Raw genomic sequence first — 21,917 nt, forward strand, 5'->3', positions numbered from 1 at the left:
TGTGGCGCCGATGAAGCTCTTCGAGCCCCTATACGACCGGGTGATGGGATGGTCCCGTCACCCCCATGCGCCGCGCTATCTGGCCGGGCTTTCGTTCGCCGAATCCTCGTTCTTTCCGGTCCCGCCGGACGTGATGCTCGCGCCCATGGCGGCCGCTCGCCCGCGCTCGGCCTGGCGTCTGGCCGCGCTGACGACACTGTTTTCTGCCCTCGGCGGTCTGCTGGGTTACCTGATTGGCTGGCTGGCGTTCGAGTGGATCGGCCCCTGGTTGCAGCAGGTGGGGTATGGCGAGGAGTTGCGCCAGGCCGAGGCCTGGTTCGCGACCTGGGGGGTATGGGTGGTGCTGATTGCCGGTTTCTCGCCGATCCCCTACAAGCTGTTCACCGTCACCGCCGGGGCCTTGTCGATGGCCTTGCTGCCGTTCTTCATCGCCTCGCTGGTCGGGCGCGGGCTGCGCTTCTTTCTGGTGGCGCTGTTCATGGCCTGGGCCGGTCCGCGCGCGGAGCAGCACCTGCGCCCGTACATGGAACGCCTGGGCTGGGCCGCAGTGATCCTGCTGGTCGCGGTCATGGCGGTTTACCTGGTCATGGACTGACCGATGCGCCTGCACGCGGTTCAGGGGGTGCTGACGATCGTACTGCTGGCCCTGATCGTGGGCACGCTGGCCGGTTGCGCGGCGCGGGCCCCCAGCGGGAGCGGGGCCTCGATGCCGGATACGCACGTCGTGCAGCGCAACGAGACGCTTTATCGAATTGCCCAGCGCTATGGGCTCGAATGGCGTGACCTCGCGCGGCGCAACGCGATCGATGCCCCCTATTTGATCCACCCGGGGCAGCGCCTGCGGCTGCGGGGCGCCGCCCGCTCGTCCCCGCCCAGCGCGCCTCAGGCATCGTCCGCGCCGAGTTCGCGATCGTCCTCGTCCGGCAGTTCCGGGAGTGGCAGCAGCTCCAGCAGTGGGGCGTCCAGCTCGACCTCCAGCAGTTCGAGTTCCAGTCCGAGTTCGGCGCCTGCCGATCCGGGGGGCTGGCAATGGCCCGCGGACGGCCAGGTATTGCGCGGCTTCTCCAGTAGCGGCACGCGGCGAGGCCTGGCGATCGGCGGCGAACGTGGAGATAACGTCCGCGCGACGCGGGCCGGCGAAGTGGTCTATGCAGGCGGCGGTCTCGTGGGGTATGGTCGATTGGTCATCCTCAAACACGATGCGCGGTTCCTCAGCGCCTACGGGCACAACGATGAACTGCTGGTTTCGGAGGGTGACCGGGTGCAGGCGGGTGACACGATCGCGCGTCTGGGCTCGTCGGGGGCCGAGCGCCCGATGCTGCATTTCGAGATCCGGGTGGATGGGACGCCGGTAGACCCGACGCGCTATCTCCCGGATCGCTGAAACGATCAAGAGCAGGACACTACATGGCCAAGACCCGGCAGCCGGTGGACCCGGAACTGGATGACGAACGCCTGACCGAAGGCCCGGCCGAGGACGAAGACGGGGAGGCGCTGCCCGAAGATCTGGCCCGGCCGGTCGAGTCCATGCAAGCCCCCGAAGATCCTGAAGATGCCGAGGACGACGCGGCGCAGGTGGCCCCCGAGGTCACGGTTGGCCTTGAGCCGGAAACCGAGGCCCCCGTGCGGCCGAAGACCCTGCGTGATGCCCGGCCGGCCGAGCTGGATGCCATCCAGATCTACCTGCGCGATATCGAGTACCGCCCGCTGCTGACCCCCGATGAAGAACGCAAGTACGCCCGGCTGGCACGTCAGGGCGATGACGCCGGTCGGCGCCGCATGATCGAGTGCAACCTGCGGCTGGTGGTAAAGATTGCCAGGCGTTACCTCAACCGGGGGCTGCCACTGCTGGATCTGATCGAGGAAGGCAACCTCGGTCTGATGCACGCGGTCGAGAAGTTCGACCCGGAGCGGGGGTTCCGGTTTTCCACCTATGCGACCTGGTGGATCCGCCAGACCATCGAGCGGGCCCTGATGAATCAGGGGCGGACGATCCGCATTCCCGTGCATGTCAGCAAGGAACTGCGCATGCATGCGCGGATCGCGCGCAACCTGACCCAGGAACTCGGCCGCGACCCGAGCGAGGAGGAGCTGGCGCAGCGCCTCGGCAAGCCGGTGGCCGAGATCCAGAAGCTGCGCGCGATGTCCGAGCCCTCGACCTCGATGGACCTGCCGTCGGGCCCGGACGGGGACCGCTCGCTGACCGATATCCTGGCCGATGCGAATGCCCCGGAGCCCTCTACACTGCTGGAGGATCAGGACCTCCACCATCTGGTGGAGGCCTGGCTGGCGGAACTCGATCACAAGCAGCGCGAGGTGCTGGTGCGTCGGTTCGGGCTGCACGGTTTCGAACGCTCGACGCTGGAGCAGGTGGGGTCGGAGATCGGCGTGACCCGCGAACGCGTGCGGCAAATTCAGATGGATGCCCTCAAGCGGCTGCGCAAGCTGCTCGAATCGCGCGGGATGAAGGGCGACGAGGTCCTGCCGAACTCCTGACCCGGGTTCCCCGGGCGGTGGTCCGACTACCCCTCGATGATCAGAGCTGCGGCGACGTCGCGGCCCTCCGCCATGATCAGGTTGTAGGTGCGGCAGGCCGCCGCGGTATCCATGATCTCCACGCCCAGCCCCTGAGCGCGAAGGTGTCGCCAGACCGCACGGTCCGGAAACCGCTGCAGCTCGCCGGTGCCGATCAGCAGCACCTCGGGCGGGGTGTCCAGTACGGCTTGCAGGTGATCCACCCGCAGCTCGTCCGCCGCCTGCACCGGCCAGTCGGTTTGCAGCTGGTGCGGGCGGACAATCAGGCTGCGGCTGTGGGCCACCTGATTGATCCCGACGCGACCGGTCTCGTAGCCGGTCACGATGTAGGACTCTTCGCTGGTGACTTCGGAGAACAGCATGCTGCGTACGCTACTCCGGCGCCGTGAATGACTCAAGAATGCGCGCCCTCACCAAAGGGCGGCGGCGCCCCGATTCGTTGACAGGTCCGGGCCCGGGTTATACTTTGGCGCGCTTTCCGGTGCGGCATCCGGAGGGGCCTTCAGGGTCCCGGAAAACAACCGCCAAGGCCCCAACCAGGACCCAGACCCGTGACCGACGTCTTCCCCCGTATCGAGCGCCTCCCGCCCTACGTCTTCAACATCGTGAACCAGTTGAAGGCCGAGGCCCGCGCCCGTGGCGAGGACATTATCGACTTCGGGATGGGCAACCCCGACCAGCCGACGCCGCAGCACATCGTGGACAAGCTGTGCGAGGCGGCCCAGCGCGGCGATACCCATCGCTACTCCGTGTCCAAGGGCATCCCGCGCCTGCGTCGTGCGATCACACGCTGGTACAAGACCCAGTTCGACGTGGATCTGGACCCGGAGACCGAGGCCATCGTGACCATCGGTTCCAAGGAGGGCCTGGCGCACCTGGCACTGGCGACCCTGGGGCCGGGGGATGCCGTCCTGGTGCCGAACCCGGCGTATCCCATTCATCCGTATGGCTGCGTGATCGCCGGCGCCGACGTGCGCCATGTGCCGCTGACGCCGGATGTCGACTTCTTCGCCGAGCTGGAGCGGGCGATCCAGGACTCCTGGCCGAAGCCGAAGATGCTGATCCTGAACTTTCCGGCGAACCCGACCACGCAATGCGTGGATCTCGAGTTCTTCGAGCGGGTGGTGGCGATCTGCAAGGAACACGGCATCTGGATCGTGCACGACCTGGCCTATGCGGAGATCAGCTTCGATGGCTACAAGGCGCCGTCGATCTTCGAGGTGCCGGGTGCCAAGGACATTGCGGTGGAGTTCTACACCCTGTCCAAAACCTACAACATGCCCGGCTGGCGCGTGGGCTTCATGTGCGGCAATCCGACGCTGGTGGCCGCCCTCGCGCGCATCAAGTCCTACCTCGATTACGGGACCTTTACCCCGATCCAGGTGGCCGCGATCGCGGCGCTGGAAGGTCCGCAGGACTGTGTCGAGGAGATCCGCGAGTTGTACCGCGTGCGCCGGGATGTACTCTGCGACGGCCTCAACAAGCTCGGCTGGCAGGTGGAAAAGCCGAAGGCGACCATGTTCGTCTGGGCCCCGATCCCGGAACCGTACCGCGAGATGGGATCGCTGGAGTTCGCGAAGAAGATGCTGCGTGACGCCAAGGTGGCCGTCTCGCCGGGCATCGGGTTCGGCAACTATGGCGATGACCACGTGCGCTTCAGCCTGATCGAGAACGAACAGCGCACCCGCCAGGCGCTGCGCGGGATCAAGGCGATGTTCCGGGCCGACTCGATCCTCGCCGACGCGGCCGAGGAAAGCTCGGGTTCGAACGCCTGAGGCGCGCGGGCCGCGCTCCGAATGCAATCAACACCGGGCGCCGGACGGCGCCTGACGTCAAGGACAGCAAGGCTATGACGCCGGTAAAGATCGGAATTCTTGGACTGGGTACGGTGGGCTGCGGCACGGTGAACGTGCTCGCGCGCAACGGCACCGAGATCGCCCGCCGCGCGGGTCGCGATATCCAGGTCGTGGCGGCCGCCGCGCGCGATGTCAACCGCGAGCGGGAATGTGACTGTTCGCAGATTCGGCTGACCACCGATCCGGCGGCGGTCGTGAATGACCCCGAGGTCGAGGTCGTCGTCGAACTGATGGGCGGGACCGACCCGGCCCTGAACCTGGTGCTGGCCGCGATCGACGCCGGCAAGCACGTGGTCACCGCGAACAAGGCCCTGATCGCTTTGCACGGCAACACGATCTTCGAGCGCGCCCAGCAAAAGGGCGTGATGGTCGCCTTCGAGGCCGCGGTGGCCGGTGGCATCCCGATTATCAAGGCGATTCGCGAGGGCCTGGCCGGCAACCAGATCGAATGGCTGGCCGGCATCATCAACGGCACCGGCAACTTCATCCTGACCGAGATGCGCGACAAGGGTCGCGATTTCGAGGACGTGCTGGCCGAGGCCCAGGCACTGGGCTATGCCGAGGCCGACCCGACCTTTGACGTGGAAGGCATCGACGCGGCCCACAAGCTCGCGATCCTGGCCTCCATTGCCTTTGGCATTCCGCTGCAGTTCGACCGGGTTGCGGTGGAAGGCATCAGCAACATCACCCGCGAGGATGTCGGTTTCGCCGCCGAGCTGGGCTACCGCATCAAGCACCTGGGTATCGCCCGGCGCACGCCCAAGGGCTACGAGCTGCGGGTGCACCCCACGCTGATCCCGGAACGCCGACTGATCGCCAACGTGGACGGCGTGATGAACGCGGTGCTGGTCAACGCCGACGCCGTGGGCCCGACGCTTTACTACGGTGCGGGTGCGGGCGCGGAGGCCACCGCCTCGGCCGTGGTGGCCGATCTGGTCGACGTGGTGCGTGCCCTGACCACCGATCCCGAGAATCGCGTGCCGCATCTGGCCTTCCAGCCGGATGCCTTGTCGGACAAGCCGGTGCTGGATCTCGCGGACGTCGAGACGTCGTTCTACCTGCGTCTGCGCACGCAGGACCGTCCGGGCGTGCTGGCCGACATCACCCGCATCCTCGGCGAGCACGGCATCAGCATCGAGGCGATCCTGCAGCGTGAACCGGATCCGGAGCGCGGCGAGGCGACGATCATCATGCTGACGCACAAGGTGCGCGAGGGTGCGATGAACGAGGCGATTACCGCGCTCGAGGCGCTGGATCACCTGCTGACCCCGATTACCCGTATCCGCATGGAAGGGCTGGCGCGCTGATCCCGGCGCCCGGACTGCAACCGCAACGACAGAGAACATCATGGCCTTTGGACACCGCTATACCGGACTGATCGAACGCTACCGCGACCGCCTGCCGGTGCATGACGACACCCGCATCATCTCGCTGGGCGAGGGCAACACGCCGCTGATCCGGCTGAACAACATCCCGCGTGATCTGGCGCGGGAGGTCGAGATCTACGTGAAGTTCGAGGGCCTGAACCCCACCGGTTCGTTCAAGGACCGCGGCATGACCATGGCCGTGACCAAGGCGGTGGAAGAGGGCTCGCGGGCGATCGTCTGCGCCTCCACCGGCAACACCTCCGCGGCGGCGGCTGCCTATGCCGCCCGCGCCGGGATCACCGCGTTCGTGGTGATCCCGGATGGCAAGATCGCGATGGGCAAGCTGGCCCAGGCGATGATGCATGGCGCGACGGTGATTCAGATCGAGGGCAACTTCGACGACGGCATGCGCCTGGTCAAGGAAGTGGCCTCCAACACCCCGGTGACCCTGGTGAACTCGGTCAATCCGTATCGCCTGCAGGGCCAGAAGACCGCCGCTTTCGAAATCGTCGAGGAGCTGGGTCGGGCCCCGGACTATCACTGCCTGCCGGTGGGCAACGCGGGTAACATCACCGCGCACTGGATCGGCTACAGCGAGATGGCGGCCAAGAGCAGTGACGACGTGACCGATGCCTGCGCCTATTGCAAGGGCCACTGCAAATATGCCGGAGGCGGCATGGTGGGTAACCGCCCGCATATGGTGGGCTACCAGGCCTCGGGCTCCGCGCCGTTCATGCGCGGCGCGATGGTGGACAACCCGGATACCGTGGCGACCGCGATTCGCATTGGCCATCCGCAGTCCTGGGACATGGCGTGGAAGGTGCGCGAAGAGTCGGGTGGCTGGTTCGATGAATGCCAGGACGACGAGATCCTTGCCGCGCAGAAGCTGCTGGCCGAGAAGGAGGGCGTGTTCTGCGAGCCGGCCTCGGCCGCATCCCTGGCCGGCGCCCTGCGCGACATCCGCGACGGCAAGATCCCGGAAGGCTCGACGGTCGTGTGCACGCTCACGGGCAACGGACTGAAGGACCCGGACACCGCGATCGCGCAGAGCGTGGTGCAGCCGACCAAGGTGCCGGCCGAGCTGGACGCGGTCTCCCGCGCGATTCGCGACAACCTGAGCTGAGGCCACGCCGTGCCGGCCGGCCTCAGGGCTTGCTGCGCAGGTCCAGGTCGAACAGGGTGTCACCCCCCAGTCGGAAGATCCGGCAGGGCGGGCGCAGGGCCTGATCCAGCGAGTCGATCTCCGGCAGCGTGACGCCGGGGCGCCCGGACCCGATCAGCATCGGTGCGATGGTGAGGTGCAGACGGTCCAGGGTGTCGGCCTGCAGGAAGCGCGAAACCGTTTGCCCGCCACCCTCGACCAGCAGGCGGTGCAGGCCCATCTCCGCCAGCCGCCCGCGGATCTGTGCCGGGTCGAAGCGCCCGTCGTCCCCGGTGGGCATCTCCAGGCATTCCACGTGTTCGGGAAGCCCGCAGGGGCCGTAGCCGGCCGCGTGGAGGACGAGCGTGCGGACCTCGGCATGGCGGAAGACATGGGCATCGGCGGGGATGCGGCCGTCGGGGTCCAGGATCACGCGCACCGGATTCGGGCCCTCGGTCTTGCGCACGGTCAGACGGGGGTCGTCCGCGACCACGGTTCCGGCGCCGACGATGACGGCATCCACCAGGGCCCGCAGGCGGTGCAGGCGCTCGATATCCTCGGGGCCGGTGACGTAGTGCGAATGGCCGCTGGCAGTGGCGATGCGTCCGTCCAGGCTTTGCCCGAGCTGGGCCACGGTGATGCTGGGCGCCTCGACGATCGGGCCGTAGAGATCCAGCAATTCGTGGGCGCCCGGCGCCAGGGGCCCGGGCAGGGGGCAGCAGCCGGGCTCGGCCCGCTGGGCCAGCAGCCAGCGCCAGGCTTGCTCCTCGGTGACCGGATATGCCGTCATGCCGCAAATTCCGGGGTTACGGGACCGCGACCGGCCAGTTGGGGTAGGCTAGGGGCCGATCTCCCGCACGCGTATCCGATCAGTCCCGAATCCGGCAGGTTCCTGATGACACGTCTGGAGTATCCGGGGCTCGCCTTCGGGGAATTCGCGGGTTGCGGGCGGGTCATAAACAAAACTCCCTATGGACGTACCCGATGCACAACGCCGATCGCGGGATCTTTGATCTGCGCCGGGGCCATCCGGTCCTGGTAAGTGGTTCGCAGTCGAGTGTACTCGTTGCGGCCGTCGAGGGTCTGACCCCCGTTCTGCTGGATCGTTTGACCCACATGACCGGGGCGTCGCCTCGACTGATTCTAACTGCGCACCGGGCCTCTGCAATGGGCTGGGCCCAGCCGCTGCAGGAAGGCTGGGAGGGCGTGGCCCTCGAGTTCGCCCCGGACACCGATCCCGAGGCGCTGTTTACTCTGGCCAGTGCCCCCGAGGCCTCGAACGAGGCCGGACACCCCGATGCCGCCCTCGGCCAGCCGACGGTGACGCGGGCATTGCCGGCGGAAGTCGCCGCCCTGGAACTGGTGCGGGCGGGTCGCCTGTTGCCGGCGGTGGTGGCCGCGCCGGTGCCCGAACCGGTGCCCGAGGCGATACAGTCGGCGCTTGCCGATGGCATGTTCCTGGATGTAGACGAGCAGGAGGCCCGGGCCGTGGCCCAGCATCCGCGGCTGGAGCTGGCCTACGTCAGCGAGGCCCCCGTGCCGCTCGCGGATGCTCCGGTCACGCGCTTCATGCTGTTCCGCGAGGGTAACGGGATTCTGGAGCATGTGGCCGTTTTGATCGGCGAGCCCCGGGACTGGCCCGAGGCGGTCCCGGTGCGACTGCATTCGGCCTGCCTGACCGGCGATCTGTTCGGCAGCCTGCGCTGCGACTGCGGCGACCAGTTGCGGCTGGGTGTGAAGACCATCAACGAGTCGGGTGGGGGCGTGCTGCTGTACCTGGCGCAGGAAGGCCGCGGCATCGGGCTGGCCAACAAGCTGCGCGCGTACACCATGCAGACGGCCGGTCTGGACACCATCGACTCCGACTGCCAGCTGGGCTTCGAGGCGGACGGGCGGCGCTACGATGCGGCCGTGGAGATGCTGGAATTCCTGGGTATCGATACCGTCCGTCTGCTGACCAACAACCCCGGCAAGATCGAGGCGCTGCGGGCCGGCGGCATCGACGTGGTGGCGCGCGAGCCGGTGCACGGCAAGCTGAATCCCCACAACCTGCGCTACCTCAGCACCAAGGCCGACCGCGGCGGTCACTGGCTGCAGGAACTGCTGGCCTCGGAGGCCGAGCGCGGCTGAGGGACCGGTCAGGCGCGCAGTTGCGCCAGATCGAAGCGGGCCGTGTCCCGGATGGCGGCGGCCAGGATTCCGGCATAGTGCGCCACCAGGCGTTCGCCGAGGTCCGCGGTCGCCGCGCGGGCATCGCCCACCACCCCCGAAGGGTTGAGGTCCTGCGCCATCCAGGCGAAGGACGCGCGGCCCTCGGGTTCCAGCACCTCCATTGTCTCGGCCAGCGTGGCCCCCAGCGACGGCGCGTCCGCGGCCGCGTCCATGTGGACGGTCTCCGGCGCGAGGAAGCGCATCATCGCGGTCTCGATCAGCCCTCCGTGCAGGCCGTGGCGGAGTTCCTCGGCCGGGATGCCGAATTCGGACGGCGGGGGCTGGGTGAAGTAGTGATGCTTGACCACCAGCATACTGTGGTCCCGGCGCAGCTCCAGCGCGGCCAGGTCGCAGATCGCGGTGTTGCCGCCGTGGCTGTTCACGATCAGCAGTCGGCGAAGACCGCTGCGTGCCACGCTCTCGCCAAGATCACGCAGCAGGGCCAGCGCGGTCTCGGGGCGCAGGGTCAGCGTGCCAGAGAAGTCAGTGTGTTCATGACTGGTAGCGACGGCCACGGGCGGAAGGACGACCCGCGGCAGATCTGCCGGAAGGGTCTTGCAGGCCGCCTGCAGGAGACCGAGGCCGATGCGGTAGTCGGTGTCCAGCGGGAGGTGCGGGCCGTGTTGCTCGATCGCCGACAGGGGCAGGAGCGCAACGGCGTCGCGCGCGGCGAGTTCGGCGATCCCGGCGCTTGTACGGTCCTGCCACCAGAGGAGGTCTCGGGCACTCATGCGTCCAGCCTTGCCGCCTGGGGGCGTGGCGTCAAGCGACAGGGCGGCGGGCGTAGAGATCGCCCGAACCCAGGCGGTCGCCGTGTGCCTCCAGCCAGTTCAGGATTTCGGCGCCGGACTGCCATTGGGCAAAGCGGTACCGGCGTTGTTCGCCGGGGATCAGGTTGTACTCGTAGGTATCGAGCGCGTCCAGTTGCTGGAGGCAGTCGCGGGTGACGTCCAGCGCACCGGCGACGAATTCGAACGAGAGGGCCGGGACCGCGTGGGTGAGCCCGCGCAGGACCTCGGCCTCCAGGCCTTCGACATCGATCTTGCAGAAGGCGGGGGTGCCGTATTCCTCGATCAACTGGTCGAGGGTGACCATGGGGACCGTGATCTCGTCGTCCCAGTGCACGTGCTGGAAGCTCCGGTTGTGGTTGCGCAGCGATCGGACCCAGGGGCGCGAAGCCGAGGAGACCGTGGGGTGGCGCCGGCTGATCTGCAACTGCGCGGAGCCGGCGCGCGGCCCGGCGACCTCGCGGCGGATCGCGATACCCGGCCGGCCGCGCACGGCGCGCCGCAACCAGGGCAGGAGCTGGGGCTGGGGTTCCAGTGCCACGACCCGGGCGCCCAGGGCGGCAAAGGCCAGGGTGCGGTCGCCGACGTGGGCCCCGATGTCGAACACCAGGTCGCCGGGCTGGACGAACGAGGCATACATGCGCTGCAGGCCTCGCTGCCGGCCGGGACGGCGATAGATGATCAGCGAGCGCAGGACACCTATCGCCTGGTCCAGCCAGGCCATGCGGGAAGGGCTTTGCGGGGATGCATTCATCCCGGCAGGCTAACCGAGCCGGGGCCACGGGGGAACGCCGGCGGTCTAGCAGAGTCTTCAGAAGGGTTGGCAGGTACGTGCCTGGCACGAGCGGCCGGGTAGAACGGGCGGGACGAGGAGCGATGCATGAATGCAGGTTTTCGGATGCTGAAACGGCTGGTTTCTTCGGGTCTGCTGGCCGTTTCGCTGGTGAGCGTTGCCCAGGCCGGTGATGACTGTGCCGCCGCTGGCGTCTGGTCGGCGCCGGGCGGCGAGCGGCTGGATACGGCCGAGTTGTATGCCGACCTGGCGAGGCGTGATGCGGTCCTGCTGGGCGAGCGCCATGACCGAATGGATCATCATCGCTGGCAATTGGCGACCCTGGCGGCACTGCATGGGTATCGCCCGGACCTGGTGATCGGCCTCGAGATGCTGCCGCGTTCCAAACAGCCGGTCCTGGATGCCTGGGTCGCGGGCGAACTGGACCCGGAGGCCTTCCTGGAAGCGAGTGGCTGGTATACCCACTGGGGCTTCGATCCCGACCTGTACTGGCCCATCCTGCACTTCGCCCGTTTGCATGACGTGCCCCTGCTGGCGCTGAACCTGGAGCGGGAGTCGATCCGGCGGCTGGGCCATGAAGGCTGGGACGCGTTGGACGAGGAGGCACGCGACGGCGTGTCCGCCCCGGCCGCGCCCAGCGACGGGTACCGCGCGTATCTGGAATCCGTACTGGAACGCCACCCGGCCGGGATGGGGCCGGATGCGGAGCGCTTTGTCGCGACCCAGGTGGCCTGGGACCGCATGATGGCGGGTGCCATCTCCGCGCATCTCGAGGCGGGCGGCGAGCGTCCTCCGCTGGTGGCGGCGATCATCGGCTCGGGGCATCTGGAATACGGCTACGGGGTACCCCACCAGCTCGCCGATCTGGGCGTGACCGACACGGCGGTGCTTTTGCCGCGCGAGCCCGGGGAATGCGCGGAAACCGACCCGGACCTGGCGGATGCCGTATTCGGGGTCCCGCGCGACGATCGATTCGAACTTTCGGGGGCCCTGCTTGGGGTACACCTGGAGGCCGATGACCAGCCGGGTATTCGCATCCTGCGGGTCCAGCCAGACTCGGTGGGCGAGGCCGCGGGCTTGCAGGCGGGGGATCGCGTCCTGCGGGCCGGGGACCGATCCATCCGCGCGGCGAGCGACCTGCAGCGCGTGGTGCGGGCCGTCGCGCCCGGTACCTGGCTGCCCCTGGAGATCGAGCGCGAGGGCGAGCAGCTGGAGCGGGTAGCGCGTTTCCCGCGCGGGGACTGAACCATGCGAACCGGCTTGCTTGCGGGCGTCATCATCGCCGTAGGATTGCTTCTGGCACCGCTCCCCGGCGCGGCCTCGGTTGCCGGGGTGGTGGTGCAGGTGGAACTGGATCCCGGCCAGTCGCGGCTGGAGGGCCGCTACGAGGCGGACCCGGCGCAGGTGGATCCGGCCACTCTGCGGCGCTTCCGGCTCGATCCGGGGATTGCCGTGGACGCCGTGTCGCTGGGCGGGCACCCCGTCGAGTTCGAGCGTAGCGGAGATGGCTGGCTGGAGCTGGCGCGCGCGCCGGAGGCCGATGCCGGTGCCCTGGTGATTCGCTACGGCGCACGTCTGCCCGCACTGGACGATGCGCGACCCGGAAGCGGATTCCTGGCCCCGGAGGGCGGATATCTGCCGGCGGGGGCGGACTGGTATCCGCGAAGACCGGAGCAGGAGCCGCATGCCGTACGCATCGAAGTGACCAGCCTCGGCGGCCATCGGGCGGTCGCATCCGGCTCGCAGGTGGCGGAGGAGCGCGAAGGAGACCAGTACCGCACAACCTTCGAACACCCGGCGGCACGCGCGCTGGCCGTGGCCACCGGACCCTGGGACGCGGTCGAGCAGGAGGTTGGAACGGTCACGGTGCGCACGCTGTTTCCGGCTCATCTGGAAGCCGAGTTCGGCGCGACCTATCGCGAGCAGGCGGCAGGCTATATCGAGCGCTTCAGCGAGGCGATCGGGCCATATCCCTACGACACCTTCACCATCGCCGCGAGTCCGCGGCCGGTGGGGCTGGCCTTCCCGGGTTTTACGCTGATGGGCGAGCGCGTGATTCCGTTGCCGTTCATCCCCCATACCTCCCTCGGTCACGAAGTGCTCCACGCCTGGTGGGGGACGGGGGTGTACGTGGACGCCTCGGGCGGCAACTGGTCGGAAGGGCTGACCACCTTCATGGCCGATTACCAGTTCAAGCGTGATCGTGGTGAGGGGCGTGAGGAGCGCGGGCAGTGGCTGCGTGACTACGCGGCCCTGCCCAGTGAGCAGGACCGGCCACATGGCAGCTTCCGGGGCGGGAATTCCGGCGCCGCGCGGATTGCCGGGTATCACCGCGGAGCGATGCTGTGGCGGATGCTGGAGGACCGGATCGGGGAGGAGGCCCTGCGCGCCGGCGTGCGCGAGCTGTATGCCGAGTGGCTTTTTCGCGAGGCCGACTGGGCGGCCGTGAGCGAGGCTTTCGACCGGGAGACGGACAAGGACCTGCGCCCGTTCTTCGAGCAATGGATCGAGCGCACGGGGGCGCCGGCGCTGGAACTGGCCGCGCTGCGGCTGGAGCCGCGCGGGGACGGGTGGCAGGCGACGGGGCAACTGCGCCAGGCGGATGACGACGATCCGTGGCACCTGCGTGTGCCGCTGGTGCTGAAGACCGAGGAGGGGCGCGAAACGCACTGGATCGAGCTGGAGGGCGTGTCCCGGCCGGTTTCGATCGAGACCGACAGGCGGCCGCGGGCGATCGCCGTCGATCCGGACTGGCGGCTGTTCCGGCATCTGGCCGATGGGGAGTCGCCGGAGATTCTGCGTCAGGGCGCCCTGGACCCGGAGGCGAGGGTGTTTGCGCTCGCGGATGCCGGGGCCGCCGAGGTCGCGCCCTGGCTGGGGCGTGTGCCCGAGGTCGCGGAGGGCATGGGGGGCACGCGGATCCTGCTGGGCACGCATGCCGCCGTGGCGGAATGGCTGGACGCGCGCGGGCTCGCACCGGAGCCCGCGGCCGTGGAGCCGGGCCTGGAAACGGGAACCAGCGCCCGGGCCTGGACGGTCCCTGGCACGCAACTGGTGGTGATCAGCGGCCCGGATGCGGAGGCCCGGCGTGGTGCCGCGGCCGCCTTGCGGCATCGGTCGCACTACAGCTATCTGCTGGGGACCGCGGGTGGGGACTGGGAGACGGGCCTCTGGTCGCAACCCGGGATCTGGCAGGAGCTGGCCAATGACGACTGAGTTTCGACTCGATCCGCGGCTCGTCGCGGACACCTGGGCCGTGGCGGAGTGGCCGCTGTCCAGCGTCCGATTGATGGATCACTGGGACTACCCCTGGTTCATCCTGGTCCCGCGGCGCCCCGACCTGCGGGAACTGCATGCACTCGCGGTGGAGGATGCCACCCAGCTGGCCCGCGAATCGCGCGCCCTGGCCCGGGCGATGGAGCAGGCCTTCGTCCCGCGAGCGCTGAACGTGGCCAAGCTGGGCAACATCGTGGAGCAGTTGCATCTGCACCACGTGGCGCGCTTCGAGGGGGACCCGGCCTGGCCCGGCCCCGTCTGGGGTGCGCCGAAATCGCGGGGTCTGGAAACACAAGAGGCCGAGGACCGCATCGCGCGGGTCCTCGGCCTCGTGGAAGACGTCGGCGGTTAGGCCGGCGTCTTGCTTCAGGGTATGCGTCAGAAGCGGTAGCCGACGTTCATGCCGAAGGTCCAGGGGTCGATGTTGACGGTACCGAGATGGGCGTCACCCAGCGACACGTCGGTGTCGATGTCGATCCAGCGCACTTCGGCATTCACGAACCAGTTGTCGTCCACCGCGAAGTCGATCCCGGCCTGCACCGCGGCGCCCCAGGAGTCGTCCAGGTCAATGTCGGCGCCGAGCGCGTCGCTGGTGTCTTCGTCGAAGAAATAGGTGTAGTTGATGCCGGCACCCACGTAGGGGCGGACCGCGGTACCGGTGTTGAAGTGGTACTGCAGGCTCAGGGTCGGCGGCAGGTGGCGGGTGCTGCCGATGTCGACGCCACCGACGTTCAGGCTGTGCTTGAACGGGATCGCGACCAGCAGCTCCAGGCCCAGGTTGTCCGTCATCATGTAGGTGATGTTGCCGGACGGACGGGTGTTCGAGCCGACGTCAGCCGGAGCTGTTGCGCTCAGCCCCAAGCCGCTGGCATTCAGGTTGCCGTTGTCGGACTTGGGGGCCACGTGGGTCAGGCCGCCGCGGATCAGCCAGTCGCCGGCGGAGACGTCGGCGTTGGCGGCGGTGGCGTGGGCCGGGATCAGGGCGGCAGGGGCCAGGAGGCCGGCCAGCGCCAGGGAGCGGAAGGTCAGGGTGTGTCGCATGTTCGGTTCCTCCGAAGGCGTGATGGTCGTTCGGAGGTACTATCGCGCCGCGCGTATCAGTATTCGTTGATGCAGATCATTTCCGCTGATGGTTTTTAGAACGGCAGTCGCTGGCCCTCGAAGTCGTGGAAACTCCCGGACTGCTCGGCGTCCAGCCGGTCCAGAACATCCAGCAGGCGGCCGGTTGCGTACTCGGGGCTCAGCACCTCCGGCGCGCGGGACCGATACGGCTCTGAAAGCCGGGTGGCGCAGGTGCCGGGCTGCAGGGCGACCACGACCGCCTGACGGTGGCTGAACCGCAGTTCCAGGGCGGTGGTCCGCACGATCTGGTTGAGTGCCGCCTTGGAGGCGCGATAGCTGACCCAGCCGCCGAGGTGATTGTCCTCGATGGAGCCGACCCGGGCCGACAGGGTGGCCAGAACCCCCTTGCGATTGCGCGGGAGCAGCGGTGCCAGGTGCTTGAACAACAGCGCCGGGCCGATGGCGTTGATGGCGAAGGCTCGGGCCATGACGGCCGGATCGAGGTCGCGCAGGCGCTTCTCCGGGCCCTGGCCGTCGATGGTCAGGATGCCGGTGGCATCGAGGATCAGGTCCCATTCCGGTGCCTGCTCGCGCAGCCAGGCGGCGGCATGTTCGATACTGGCCTCGTCGAGGAGATCCACGGGCGGGTCGCTGTGGCGACCGAGTGCGACTACCTGCGTGCAGTTCGGGTCCTGTTCCAGGTGTTGCACGAACGCGGCACCGAGGCCGCCCGTGGCGCCGACCACCACGGCGCGATAGGGTATCTGCAGGGATTCCATACACCCTGCGACCGCCAGGCGGGGAATTGATTCCGGGGTCATATCCCGGGAAGGGAGCGCATGAACTTTCTCCACACCCTGGGTCATGCGGCGCGCAATCTCGCGCCCATCGTGATCGTGGTGGCGGTGTTCCAGGCGCTGGTGCTGCGTACGGTGCCGGATGGCCTGCTGTCCATGGTGGTCGGGCTGGCCATCGTGGTCTTTGGCGTGGCGCTGTTCCTGCAGGGTCTGGAGATGGGCATCTTTCCCATCGGCAAGAACCTATCGAATGCGCTGGCCCGGCGGGGTTCGCTGCTGCTGCTGATGGCGTTCGGCTTTACCCTTGGCTTTGCCACGGTGATCGCGGAACCGGCCCTGATCGCGGTCGCGGAGCAGGCGGAGCTGATCAGCGAGGGGCGGATCGAGGGGTTCGTCCTGCGCCTGATCGTCGCGTTGTCGGTCGGGACCGTAGTTGCGCTGGGGATCCTGCGCACGGTGCTGGGCCACCCGCTGCACTGGTACATCCTGACCGGCTACGTGCTCGTGGTGCTGGTCACCTTCTTTGCCCCGGAAGAGATCGTCGGTCTGGCCTACGACTCTGGCGGGGTGACCACGAACATCGTGACCGTGCCGCTGGTGGCGGCCCTGGGCCTGGGGCTGGCCGCCTCGATCAGCGGACGGAATCCGCTGCGTGACGGTTTCGGGCTGGTGGCGCTGGCGGTGATGGTGCCGATGATTACCGTGCAGCTCTACGGCATCATCGTGTTCACCGGCGCCGATATCGGGGCGCCGACCAACGCCGAGACCGCCGCGATGGATCCGGACACGGATCTGCCGGGGGCCGAGGGTCACTGGCTGGCCACGATGGGCATGGACCTGCTGCTGATGCTGCGCGACGTGGCGCCGATCATCGCGGTCATCGTGGTGTTCCAGTATTTCGTGCTGCGCAAGCGCATCCCGTATCTGCCGCGGGTGATCTTCGGTTTCGTGCTGGTGGTGCTGGGCCTGTACGCCTTCGTGGTCGGGCTCAAGCTGGGACTGTTCCCGATCGGCGAGAGCATGGCCGAGCAGCTGATCACCAACGAGCTGTTCCTGTGGGTTTATCTGTTCGCGTTCTCCATCGGTTTTGCCACCACGATGGCGGAACCGGCCCTGATCGCGATCGGCCAGAAGGCGGAGGAGGCGGCGCGCGGCTCCCTGCGCGGCGATGTGATCCGCATCCTGGTGGCGCTGGGCGTGGCCATCGGTATCACTATCGGGGTGCACCGGATCCTGGCGGGCGATTCCATCCACCACTACATCATGGGCGGCTACCTGCTGGTGATCGTGCTGACCATCCTCGCGCCGAAGCAGATCGTGGCGCTGGCCTTCGACCTGGGCGGCGTGACCACCTCGGAGGTGACGGTGCCGCTGGTGACGGCACTGGGGATTGGTCTCGCGACGCACCTGGAGGACCGCAACGTCCTGATCGACGGCTTTGGCCTGATCGCGTTTGCGTCCATCTTTCCCATCGTCACGGTGATGCTCTACGCGATCGCCGTGGATCTGTACGAACGCTGGTTTACGCGTAACCAGGAGGAGTAGCGCAATGAGATTTTCCGCACTGGTGGCCGTCCTCTCGGATGACCTGGAGGAACAGGCAATCGCCACGGCCAAGGAGGCCGGCGCGGGTGGGGTAACCATCATGGACGCGCGCGGCATCGGGGCCGAGGCGCGCAAGACCTTCCTCGGCATGACCTACGAGGGGAGTCAGTCGGTCCTGTTGTGGGTACTGGAGAAGAAAGTGGCCCTGGGCGTGCTCAAGTCCATTTCCAGGGAGCTCGATCTGGCCAATGATCCGCGCGGGATTGCCTTTACGGTGGATCTCGCCCACCTGGCCGGTATCGGGCGCAACCAGATCGAGCAGTTCCAGGAACAGGTCAAGGAAGAACTTTGACGGAGACGATTATGCTGGTAAGCGAGATTCTCAGACCCAACGTGGTGACCGTGTCCCCCCTGGCGCCGTTGCGCGAGGCCATGCAGTTGATGCGCAAGCATGGCGTGAAGTCCCTGGTGGTGGAGAAGCAGCACGCCCACGATGCCTACGGCATCATCACCTACACCACGATCCTGAAGACGATCGTGGCGGAGGAGGGCGATATTGACCTCTCGAACGTCTATGATGTCTGCACCAAGCCGGTGATCACGGTGCCCGCCGAGATGGACGTGAAATATGTGGCGCGGTTGATGGTGAGCCAGGGGATCCGGCGGCTGGTCGTGCTCAAGGGCAACGAGCTCGAGGGCATTGTGACCACCAGCGACATTGTCGGCTCGATCCTCGAGATGGCCGATATGGACTGAACGCTGCCTTCGCGGACGAGTCCGAGTCCTCGGCCGTATACTTCGCGGGGCCCATCCCCGCGCCCATTCGTTTCCGGAAGGCCGTGCCATGCCGCCCATGTCGTTCATCGAGGGGTTCGAGAAACTCCGCCTTCTGGATGCGGCCATCGAGCAGTCGCACAACTCGGTGGTCATCACCGATGCCGATCTGGATGCGGGCCCGCGGATCGTCTACGTGAATGCCGGCTTCGAGCGCATGACCGGCTACGATCGCGACGAGGCCCTGGGCCAGACCCCGCGCATGCTGCAGGGACCGGCCACCTCGCGCGCGGTGCTGGACCGGATGCGGGGTGCCCTGGCCAGCGGGGAGTGTTTCGATGGCGAGGCCATCAACTACCGCAAGGACGGTTCCTGGTACCGGGTTCGCTGGCACATCTCGCCGGTGTATGCGGAGGATGACGACCGCCGGGTGACCCACTTCGTGTCGGTGCAGCAGGACATCACGGACGAACGGCGCCGCGATGACGAGATCCGGCTGCTGTCCACCGCGCTGGAGGTATCCGCGGACCCGGTCCTGATTACCGACCCCGAGGGCACCATCACCTACGTGAATGCGGCCTTCGAGGAACAGACCGGTTACAGCCGCAACGAGGCACTGGGGCAGACTCCGCGCATCCTGAAATCCGGCCAGCAGGATGCCGATTTCTATCGCGAGATGTGGGACACGCTGAAGCGGGGGGATGCCTTTCGCGGCGAGTTCGTGAATCGGCGCCGGGATGGCTCCCTGATGCACATGGAGCAGAGCATCAGCCCGGTCACCAATGCCGGCGGCGAAGTAACCCACTACGTGTCGATTGGCAAGGACGTGACCGATCGCGTGCGCATGGAAGACGAGATCCGGCGGCTGGCGCACACCGACTGGCTGACGGGTCTGGCCAATCGTCTGAGTCTCGGCGATACCCTCGAGGCGGAGATGGAGCGCAGCCGACGCTACGGGCGTCCGTTGTCCCTGATCATGTTCGATATCGACCGCTTCAAGGACTTCAACGACGACTACGGCCACGAGACCGGGGACGAGGTGCTCAAGCGCCTCGCGGAAACCGTCCGCGGCGCCCTGCGCGAGGCGGATTCCCTCGGTCGCTGGGGCGGGGAGGAGTTCATGGTGGTGGTGCCCGAGACGCCCGGCGCCGGGGCCGCGGCGATGGCGGAAAAACTGCGCAAGGCGGTGGCCGCAATGGAAACACCCTGCCCGATCTCGGTGACGGCCAGTTTCGGTGTCAGCGAGATGCGCCCGGGCGATACGCCGAAGACGCTGGCCCGTCGGGTGGACGAGGCGATGTACCAGGCCAAGGAGTCGGGTCGGAACCGCGTCGTGCTGCTCTGAGCCGAGCACTCAAACCCGACACACCCCGAGCCAGCAAAAAGGGCCGACCCGAATGGGCCGGCCCTTTCGATTTCAGGGGCAATTTCAGAGACGATTTGCGGGGCGCGGCATCGCGCCCCGGCCGCGCCCGCGGGCTACGCGCGGCGGCGCAGGACCCAGATCTCCAGCAGCGCCCAGTCTTCGCCCGGGTAGTTCTCCTGTTCCAGCGGCGACAGCCGGCGGTGCCGGCTGGCGGTGCTGCCCACGAACTCCAGGTGTTCCAGCAGCAGGCGCTTGGTGGCGTCGGCCTTTTCCAGCGCGAAGGGGTTCAGGAAGTTGACGAGCATATAGCCCTCGCGCGGGGTCTCGGCGAAGGAGCGCACCAGCTTCTCGATGGCCGGCGGGTCGAGGTAGACCAGCGACGCGGTGGAGATCACGATATCGGCGTCGGCCATGGCCTTTTCGATCGCGGCCTGGGTCTCCGGCGCCGGCTGGTTCAGATCGGCCTCGAAGGTCTCGTCGAACAGCCCGGCGCTCTTGCCGTAGGCCAGGGCATTGCCGGAGATATCGATCCCGGTGGTCTTCATCGGCAGGCGGCGCGGCGCGGCGACGGTCTTGCAGGCCTGTTCGTCGGCCCAGTTGGCGCGGATCGCCTCGACATCCATGTTGTGGATGGCGGCCATGGTGGTGTTGCCGAAGCAGCAGCACAGGTCCACGTAGTTCAGGGTCTTGCCGGCGGCCGCCTGCTTCTCGGCCCAGGGGAGGATCAGCCGGTCGAAGGTTTGCCGGTTGAAGTCGTCGGAGATGTAGTCGAGCGCGTCGATGATGCGCTCCTTGAACGGTACCGGCGTCTCGGCGACGTAGATGTCGTCGAAATGCTGTTTCTTCTCCTCGGTCTTCACTTGCGGCTCACTCATCGGCTTTTCCTCGTTTGATAAACCCACCATGTTCGGGGGCATGCGCGCGGAACGTCAAGTAACGCTACTGACGCCGGTGATGCTGGCAGGGCCTCGCGCGGCGTTCCGGCTATGTATCATGAAGGAATACGCGGGAAGGGCTTGCGCGCCGTTGTCGCGAAGAATGCGGAAAAGGGACGTGAATGAAGATCGACTGTTTCAAGGCCTATGACGTACGCGGGCGGGTGCCGGATCAGCTCAACCCGGAGGTGGTAAGGGCCATCGGGCGTGCGTTTGCCGAGGAGATTCGGCCGGGGCGAACCGTGGTCGGCCACGATATTCGCCTGTCCAGCCCGGAACTGGCGCGGGCGCTGATCGAGGGCTTGACCGCGGGCGGTAGCGACGTGGCGGACATCGGTATGTGCGGCACGGAGGAGGTCTACTTCGCAACGGCGCACTACGGCGCCGGTGGCGGGATCATGGTTACGGCCAGCCACAACCCGCTGGACTACAACGGCCTGAAACTGGTGCGCAGCGAGGCGCGCCCGATCAGTGGCGACTCGGGCCTGCAGGCGATTCGTCACCGGGCCGAGCGGGGGGATTTCCGGCCCATGCCCAATGGGCAGATCCGGCATCTGGACCACCGGGGCGACTACGTGGCGCGGCTGCTTGCCTCGATCCAGCGCGAGGCCCTGCCGCCCCTGAAGATCGTGGTCAATCCGGGCAACGGCGGCGCGGGCCCGGTGCTGGAGGCGCTGGAGCCGCATCTGCCGTTCGAGCTGATCCGGGTCAATTTCGAGCCGGACGGTCGTTTTCCCAATGGCATCCCCAACCCGCTACTGCCGGAGAACCGCGCCGCCACCGCCAATGCGGTGCGGACTCATGGCGCGGATCTGGGCGTGGCCTGGGACGGGGACTTCGACCGCTGTTTCCTGTTCGACGCCCAGGGGAACTTCATCGAGGGGTACTACATCGTCGGCCTGCTCGCGGAGGCCTGCCTGGACGGCCATGCCGGCGAGCGCATCGTCCATGATCCGCGCCTGACCTGGAACACCATCGAGATGGTGCGCGCCGCGGGCGGCGAGCCGATCCAGTCGAAGACCGGACATGCCTTCATGAAAGAGCGGCTGCGCCTCGAGGATGCCATCTACGGTGGCGAGATGAGCGCGCACCACTATTTCCGCGATTTCTACTACTGCGATACCGGCATGCTGCCGTGGCTGCGAGTGGCCGAGCTGATGGGGCGGCGCGAACAGTCCCTGGGCGAGATGGTCGCCGAGCGCATGGCCCGCTACCCCTGCAGCGGCGAGCTGAACTTCGAGGTGGAGGACGCCGCCGCGGCCAGCGAGCGCGTGCTGCAGGCCTACGCCGGGCAGGGCGGGGAGGAGGATCACACCGACGGCGTCAGCCTGGAATTCGCCGACTGGCGGTTCAACCTGCGCAGCTCGAATACCGAACCGCTGCTGCGCCTGAACGTGGAGACCCGCGCGGACCCGGCCCTGCTGGAGCGCCGCGTGGACGAGATTTCCCGCCTGATACGGGGTTAAGGACG

The 21,917-nt window shown here is 67.5% G+C and carries 22 protein-coding genes; 15 read left to right on the forward strand and 7 right to left on the reverse strand.

Going from position 1 to position 21,917, the window contains the following annotated elements; genetic code table 11:
- Window positions 1-10: 10 nt before the first annotated feature.
- The 3 genes from F627_RS0106910 to rpoS are packed head-to-tail and all read left to right on the forward strand — an operon-like array spanning window position 11 to window position 2,496.
- A complete protein-coding gene (locus tag F627_RS0106910) occupies window positions 11-595 on the forward strand; it encodes a YqaA family protein (RefSeq protein WP_018867402.1) in 585 nt (194 codons plus the stop codon).
- A 3-nt stretch (window positions 596-598) separates the two neighbouring features.
- Window positions 599-1,384 carry a peptidoglycan DD-metalloendopeptidase family protein gene (locus tag F627_RS0106915; RefSeq protein ID WP_026279289.1) on the forward strand — a complete coding sequence of 262 codons (786 nt, stop codon included), beginning with the start codon at window positions 599-601 and terminating at the stop codon, window positions 1,382-1,384.
- Between the two features lie 23 nt (window positions 1,385-1,407).
- A complete protein-coding gene (rpoS, locus tag F627_RS0106920; protein ID WP_018867405.1) occupies window positions 1,408-2,496 on the forward strand; it encodes an RNA polymerase sigma factor RpoS in 1,089 nt (362 codons plus the stop codon).
- Between the two features lie 26 nt (window positions 2,497-2,522).
- Here rpoS and F627_RS0106925 read toward each other — a convergent pair whose 3' ends face one another.
- On the reverse strand, window positions 2,523-2,897 hold the full coding sequence (locus F627_RS0106925) for an Mth938-like domain-containing protein (protein WP_018875375.1): 375 nt from the start codon (window positions 2,895-2,897) through the stop codon (window positions 2,523-2,525).
- Window positions 2,898-3,086: 189 nt separating this feature from the next.
- On the opposite strand from F627_RS0106925, the gene alaC reads away from it, so the two are divergent.
- The 3 genes from alaC (at window position 3,087) to thrC (ending at window position 6,881) form a co-directional block, all read left to right on the forward strand.
- Window positions 3,087-4,310, forward strand: coding sequence for an alanine transaminase (alaC, locus tag F627_RS0106930; protein WP_018875376.1), 1,224 nt, complete (start codon window positions 3,087-3,089; stop codon window positions 4,308-4,310).
- Window positions 4,311-4,384: 74 nt separating this feature from the next.
- Window positions 4,385-5,698, forward strand: coding sequence for a homoserine dehydrogenase (locus tag F627_RS0106935; RefSeq protein ID WP_018877755.1), 1,314 nt, complete (start codon window positions 4,385-4,387; stop codon window positions 5,696-5,698).
- A gap of 40 nt (window positions 5,699-5,738) precedes the next feature.
- The gene (thrC, locus tag F627_RS0106940) at window positions 5,739-6,881 is read left to right on the forward strand and encodes a threonine synthase (RefSeq protein WP_018877754.1); all 1,143 of its coding nucleotides are present in this window, start codon (window positions 5,739-5,741) and stop codon (window positions 6,879-6,881) included.
- Between the two features lie 22 nt (window positions 6,882-6,903).
- Here the strand turns inward: thrC and F627_RS0106945 are convergent, their stop codons facing one another.
- Window positions 6,904-7,689 (reverse strand): RibD family protein, encoded by a 786-nt coding sequence (locus F627_RS0106945; RefSeq protein WP_018867410.1) that lies wholly within the window; start codon window positions 7,687-7,689, stop codon window positions 6,904-6,906.
- A gap of 194 nt (window positions 7,690-7,883) precedes the next feature.
- Here F627_RS0106945 and ribA point away from each other — a divergent pair, with 194 nt between their 5' ends.
- Window positions 7,884-9,029 (forward strand): GTP cyclohydrolase II RibA, encoded by a 1,146-nt coding sequence (gene ribA / locus F627_RS0106950; RefSeq protein WP_026279290.1) that lies wholly within the window; start codon window positions 7,884-7,886, stop codon window positions 9,027-9,029.
- Between the two features lie 8 nt (window positions 9,030-9,037).
- Here the strand turns inward: ribA and F627_RS0106955 are convergent, their stop codons facing one another.
- Both F627_RS0106955 and F627_RS0106960 read right to left on the reverse strand, forming a co-directional pair.
- Entirely contained in the window at window positions 9,038-9,841 is an 804-nt protein-coding gene (locus tag F627_RS0106955) for a creatininase family protein (RefSeq protein WP_018867412.1), read from the reverse strand.
- Between the two features lie 31 nt (window positions 9,842-9,872).
- The gene (locus F627_RS0106960) at window positions 9,873-10,652 is read right to left on the reverse strand and encodes an FkbM family methyltransferase (protein WP_042835176.1); all 780 of its coding nucleotides are present in this window, start codon (window positions 10,650-10,652) and stop codon (window positions 9,873-9,875) included.
- Between the two features lie 126 nt (window positions 10,653-10,778).
- Between F627_RS0106960 and F627_RS0106965 the strand changes: the two genes are divergently transcribed.
- The 3 genes from F627_RS0106965 to F627_RS0106975 are packed head-to-tail and all read left to right on the forward strand — an operon-like array spanning window position 10,779 to window position 14,319.
- Window positions 10,779-11,936, forward strand: coding sequence for a ChaN family lipoprotein (locus F627_RS0106965; protein WP_026280210.1), 1,158 nt, complete (start codon window positions 10,779-10,781; stop codon window positions 11,934-11,936).
- Between the two features lie 3 nt (window positions 11,937-11,939).
- Window positions 11,940-13,907, forward strand: coding sequence for a M1 family metallopeptidase (locus F627_RS0106970; protein WP_019583642.1), 1,968 nt, complete (start codon window positions 11,940-11,942; stop codon window positions 13,905-13,907).
- Window positions 13,897-14,319 (forward strand): HIT domain-containing protein, encoded by a 423-nt coding sequence (locus F627_RS0106975; RefSeq protein ID WP_018875382.1) that lies wholly within the window; start codon window positions 13,897-13,899, stop codon window positions 14,317-14,319. The genes F627_RS0106970 and F627_RS0106975 overlap by 11 nt, the downstream gene beginning before the upstream one ends.
- Window positions 14,320-14,345: 26 nt before the next feature.
- Here F627_RS0106975 and F627_RS0106980 read toward each other — a convergent pair whose 3' ends face one another.
- On the reverse strand, window positions 14,346-15,008 hold the full coding sequence (locus tag F627_RS0106980; protein WP_019583643.1) for an OmpW family protein: 663 nt from the start codon (window positions 15,006-15,008) through the stop codon (window positions 14,346-14,348).
- 95 nt (window positions 15,009-15,103) lie between these two features.
- Window positions 15,104-15,808, reverse strand: coding sequence for an SDR family NAD(P)-dependent oxidoreductase (locus F627_RS0106985; RefSeq protein ID WP_018877748.1), 705 nt, complete (start codon window positions 15,806-15,808; stop codon window positions 15,104-15,106).
- A 60-nt stretch (window positions 15,809-15,868) separates the two neighbouring features.
- Between F627_RS0106985 and F627_RS0106990 the strand changes: the two genes are divergently transcribed.
- The 4 genes from F627_RS0106990 to F627_RS0107005 all read left to right on the forward strand — a co-directional run bounded on the left by F627_RS0106990 (window position 15,869) and on the right by F627_RS0107005 (window position 19,490).
- Complete coding sequence (locus tag F627_RS0106990; protein ID WP_018880694.1) at window positions 15,869-17,371, forward strand: DUF1538 domain-containing protein; 1,503 nt, start codon at window positions 15,869-15,871, stop codon at window positions 17,369-17,371.
- A 4-nt stretch (window positions 17,372-17,375) separates the two neighbouring features.
- Window positions 17,376-17,723 (forward strand): hypothetical protein, encoded by a 348-nt coding sequence (locus tag F627_RS0106995; protein ID WP_018879034.1) that lies wholly within the window; start codon window positions 17,376-17,378, stop codon window positions 17,721-17,723.
- Between the two features lie 11 nt (window positions 17,724-17,734).
- The gene (locus F627_RS0107000; RefSeq protein WP_018145798.1) at window positions 17,735-18,127 is read left to right on the forward strand and encodes a CBS domain-containing protein; all 393 of its coding nucleotides are present in this window, start codon (window positions 17,735-17,737) and stop codon (window positions 18,125-18,127) included.
- An 88-nt stretch (window positions 18,128-18,215) separates the two neighbouring features.
- On the forward strand, window positions 18,216-19,490 hold the full coding sequence (locus F627_RS0107005; RefSeq protein ID WP_018880693.1) for a diguanylate cyclase: 1,275 nt from the start codon (window positions 18,216-18,218) through the stop codon (window positions 19,488-19,490).
- Window positions 19,491-19,624: 134 nt separating this feature from the next.
- Here F627_RS0107005 and F627_RS0107010 read toward each other — a convergent pair whose 3' ends face one another.
- Entirely contained in the window at window positions 19,625-20,386 is a 762-nt protein-coding gene (locus tag F627_RS0107010; RefSeq protein ID WP_018867422.1) for a class I SAM-dependent methyltransferase, read from the reverse strand.
- Window positions 20,387-20,568: 182 nt separating this feature from the next.
- On the opposite strand from F627_RS0107010, the gene F627_RS0107015 reads away from it, so the two are divergent.
- Complete coding sequence (locus F627_RS0107015; RefSeq protein ID WP_018877745.1) at window positions 20,569-21,912, forward strand: phosphomannomutase/phosphoglucomutase; 1,344 nt, start codon at window positions 20,569-20,571, stop codon at window positions 21,910-21,912.
- Window positions 21,913-21,917 lie beyond the last annotated feature (5 nt).

Source organism: Thioalkalivibrio sp. ALE16 (assembly GCF_000381305.1).
GTDB lineage: Bacteria > Pseudomonadota > Gammaproteobacteria > Ectothiorhodospirales > Ectothiorhodospiraceae > Thioalkalivibrio.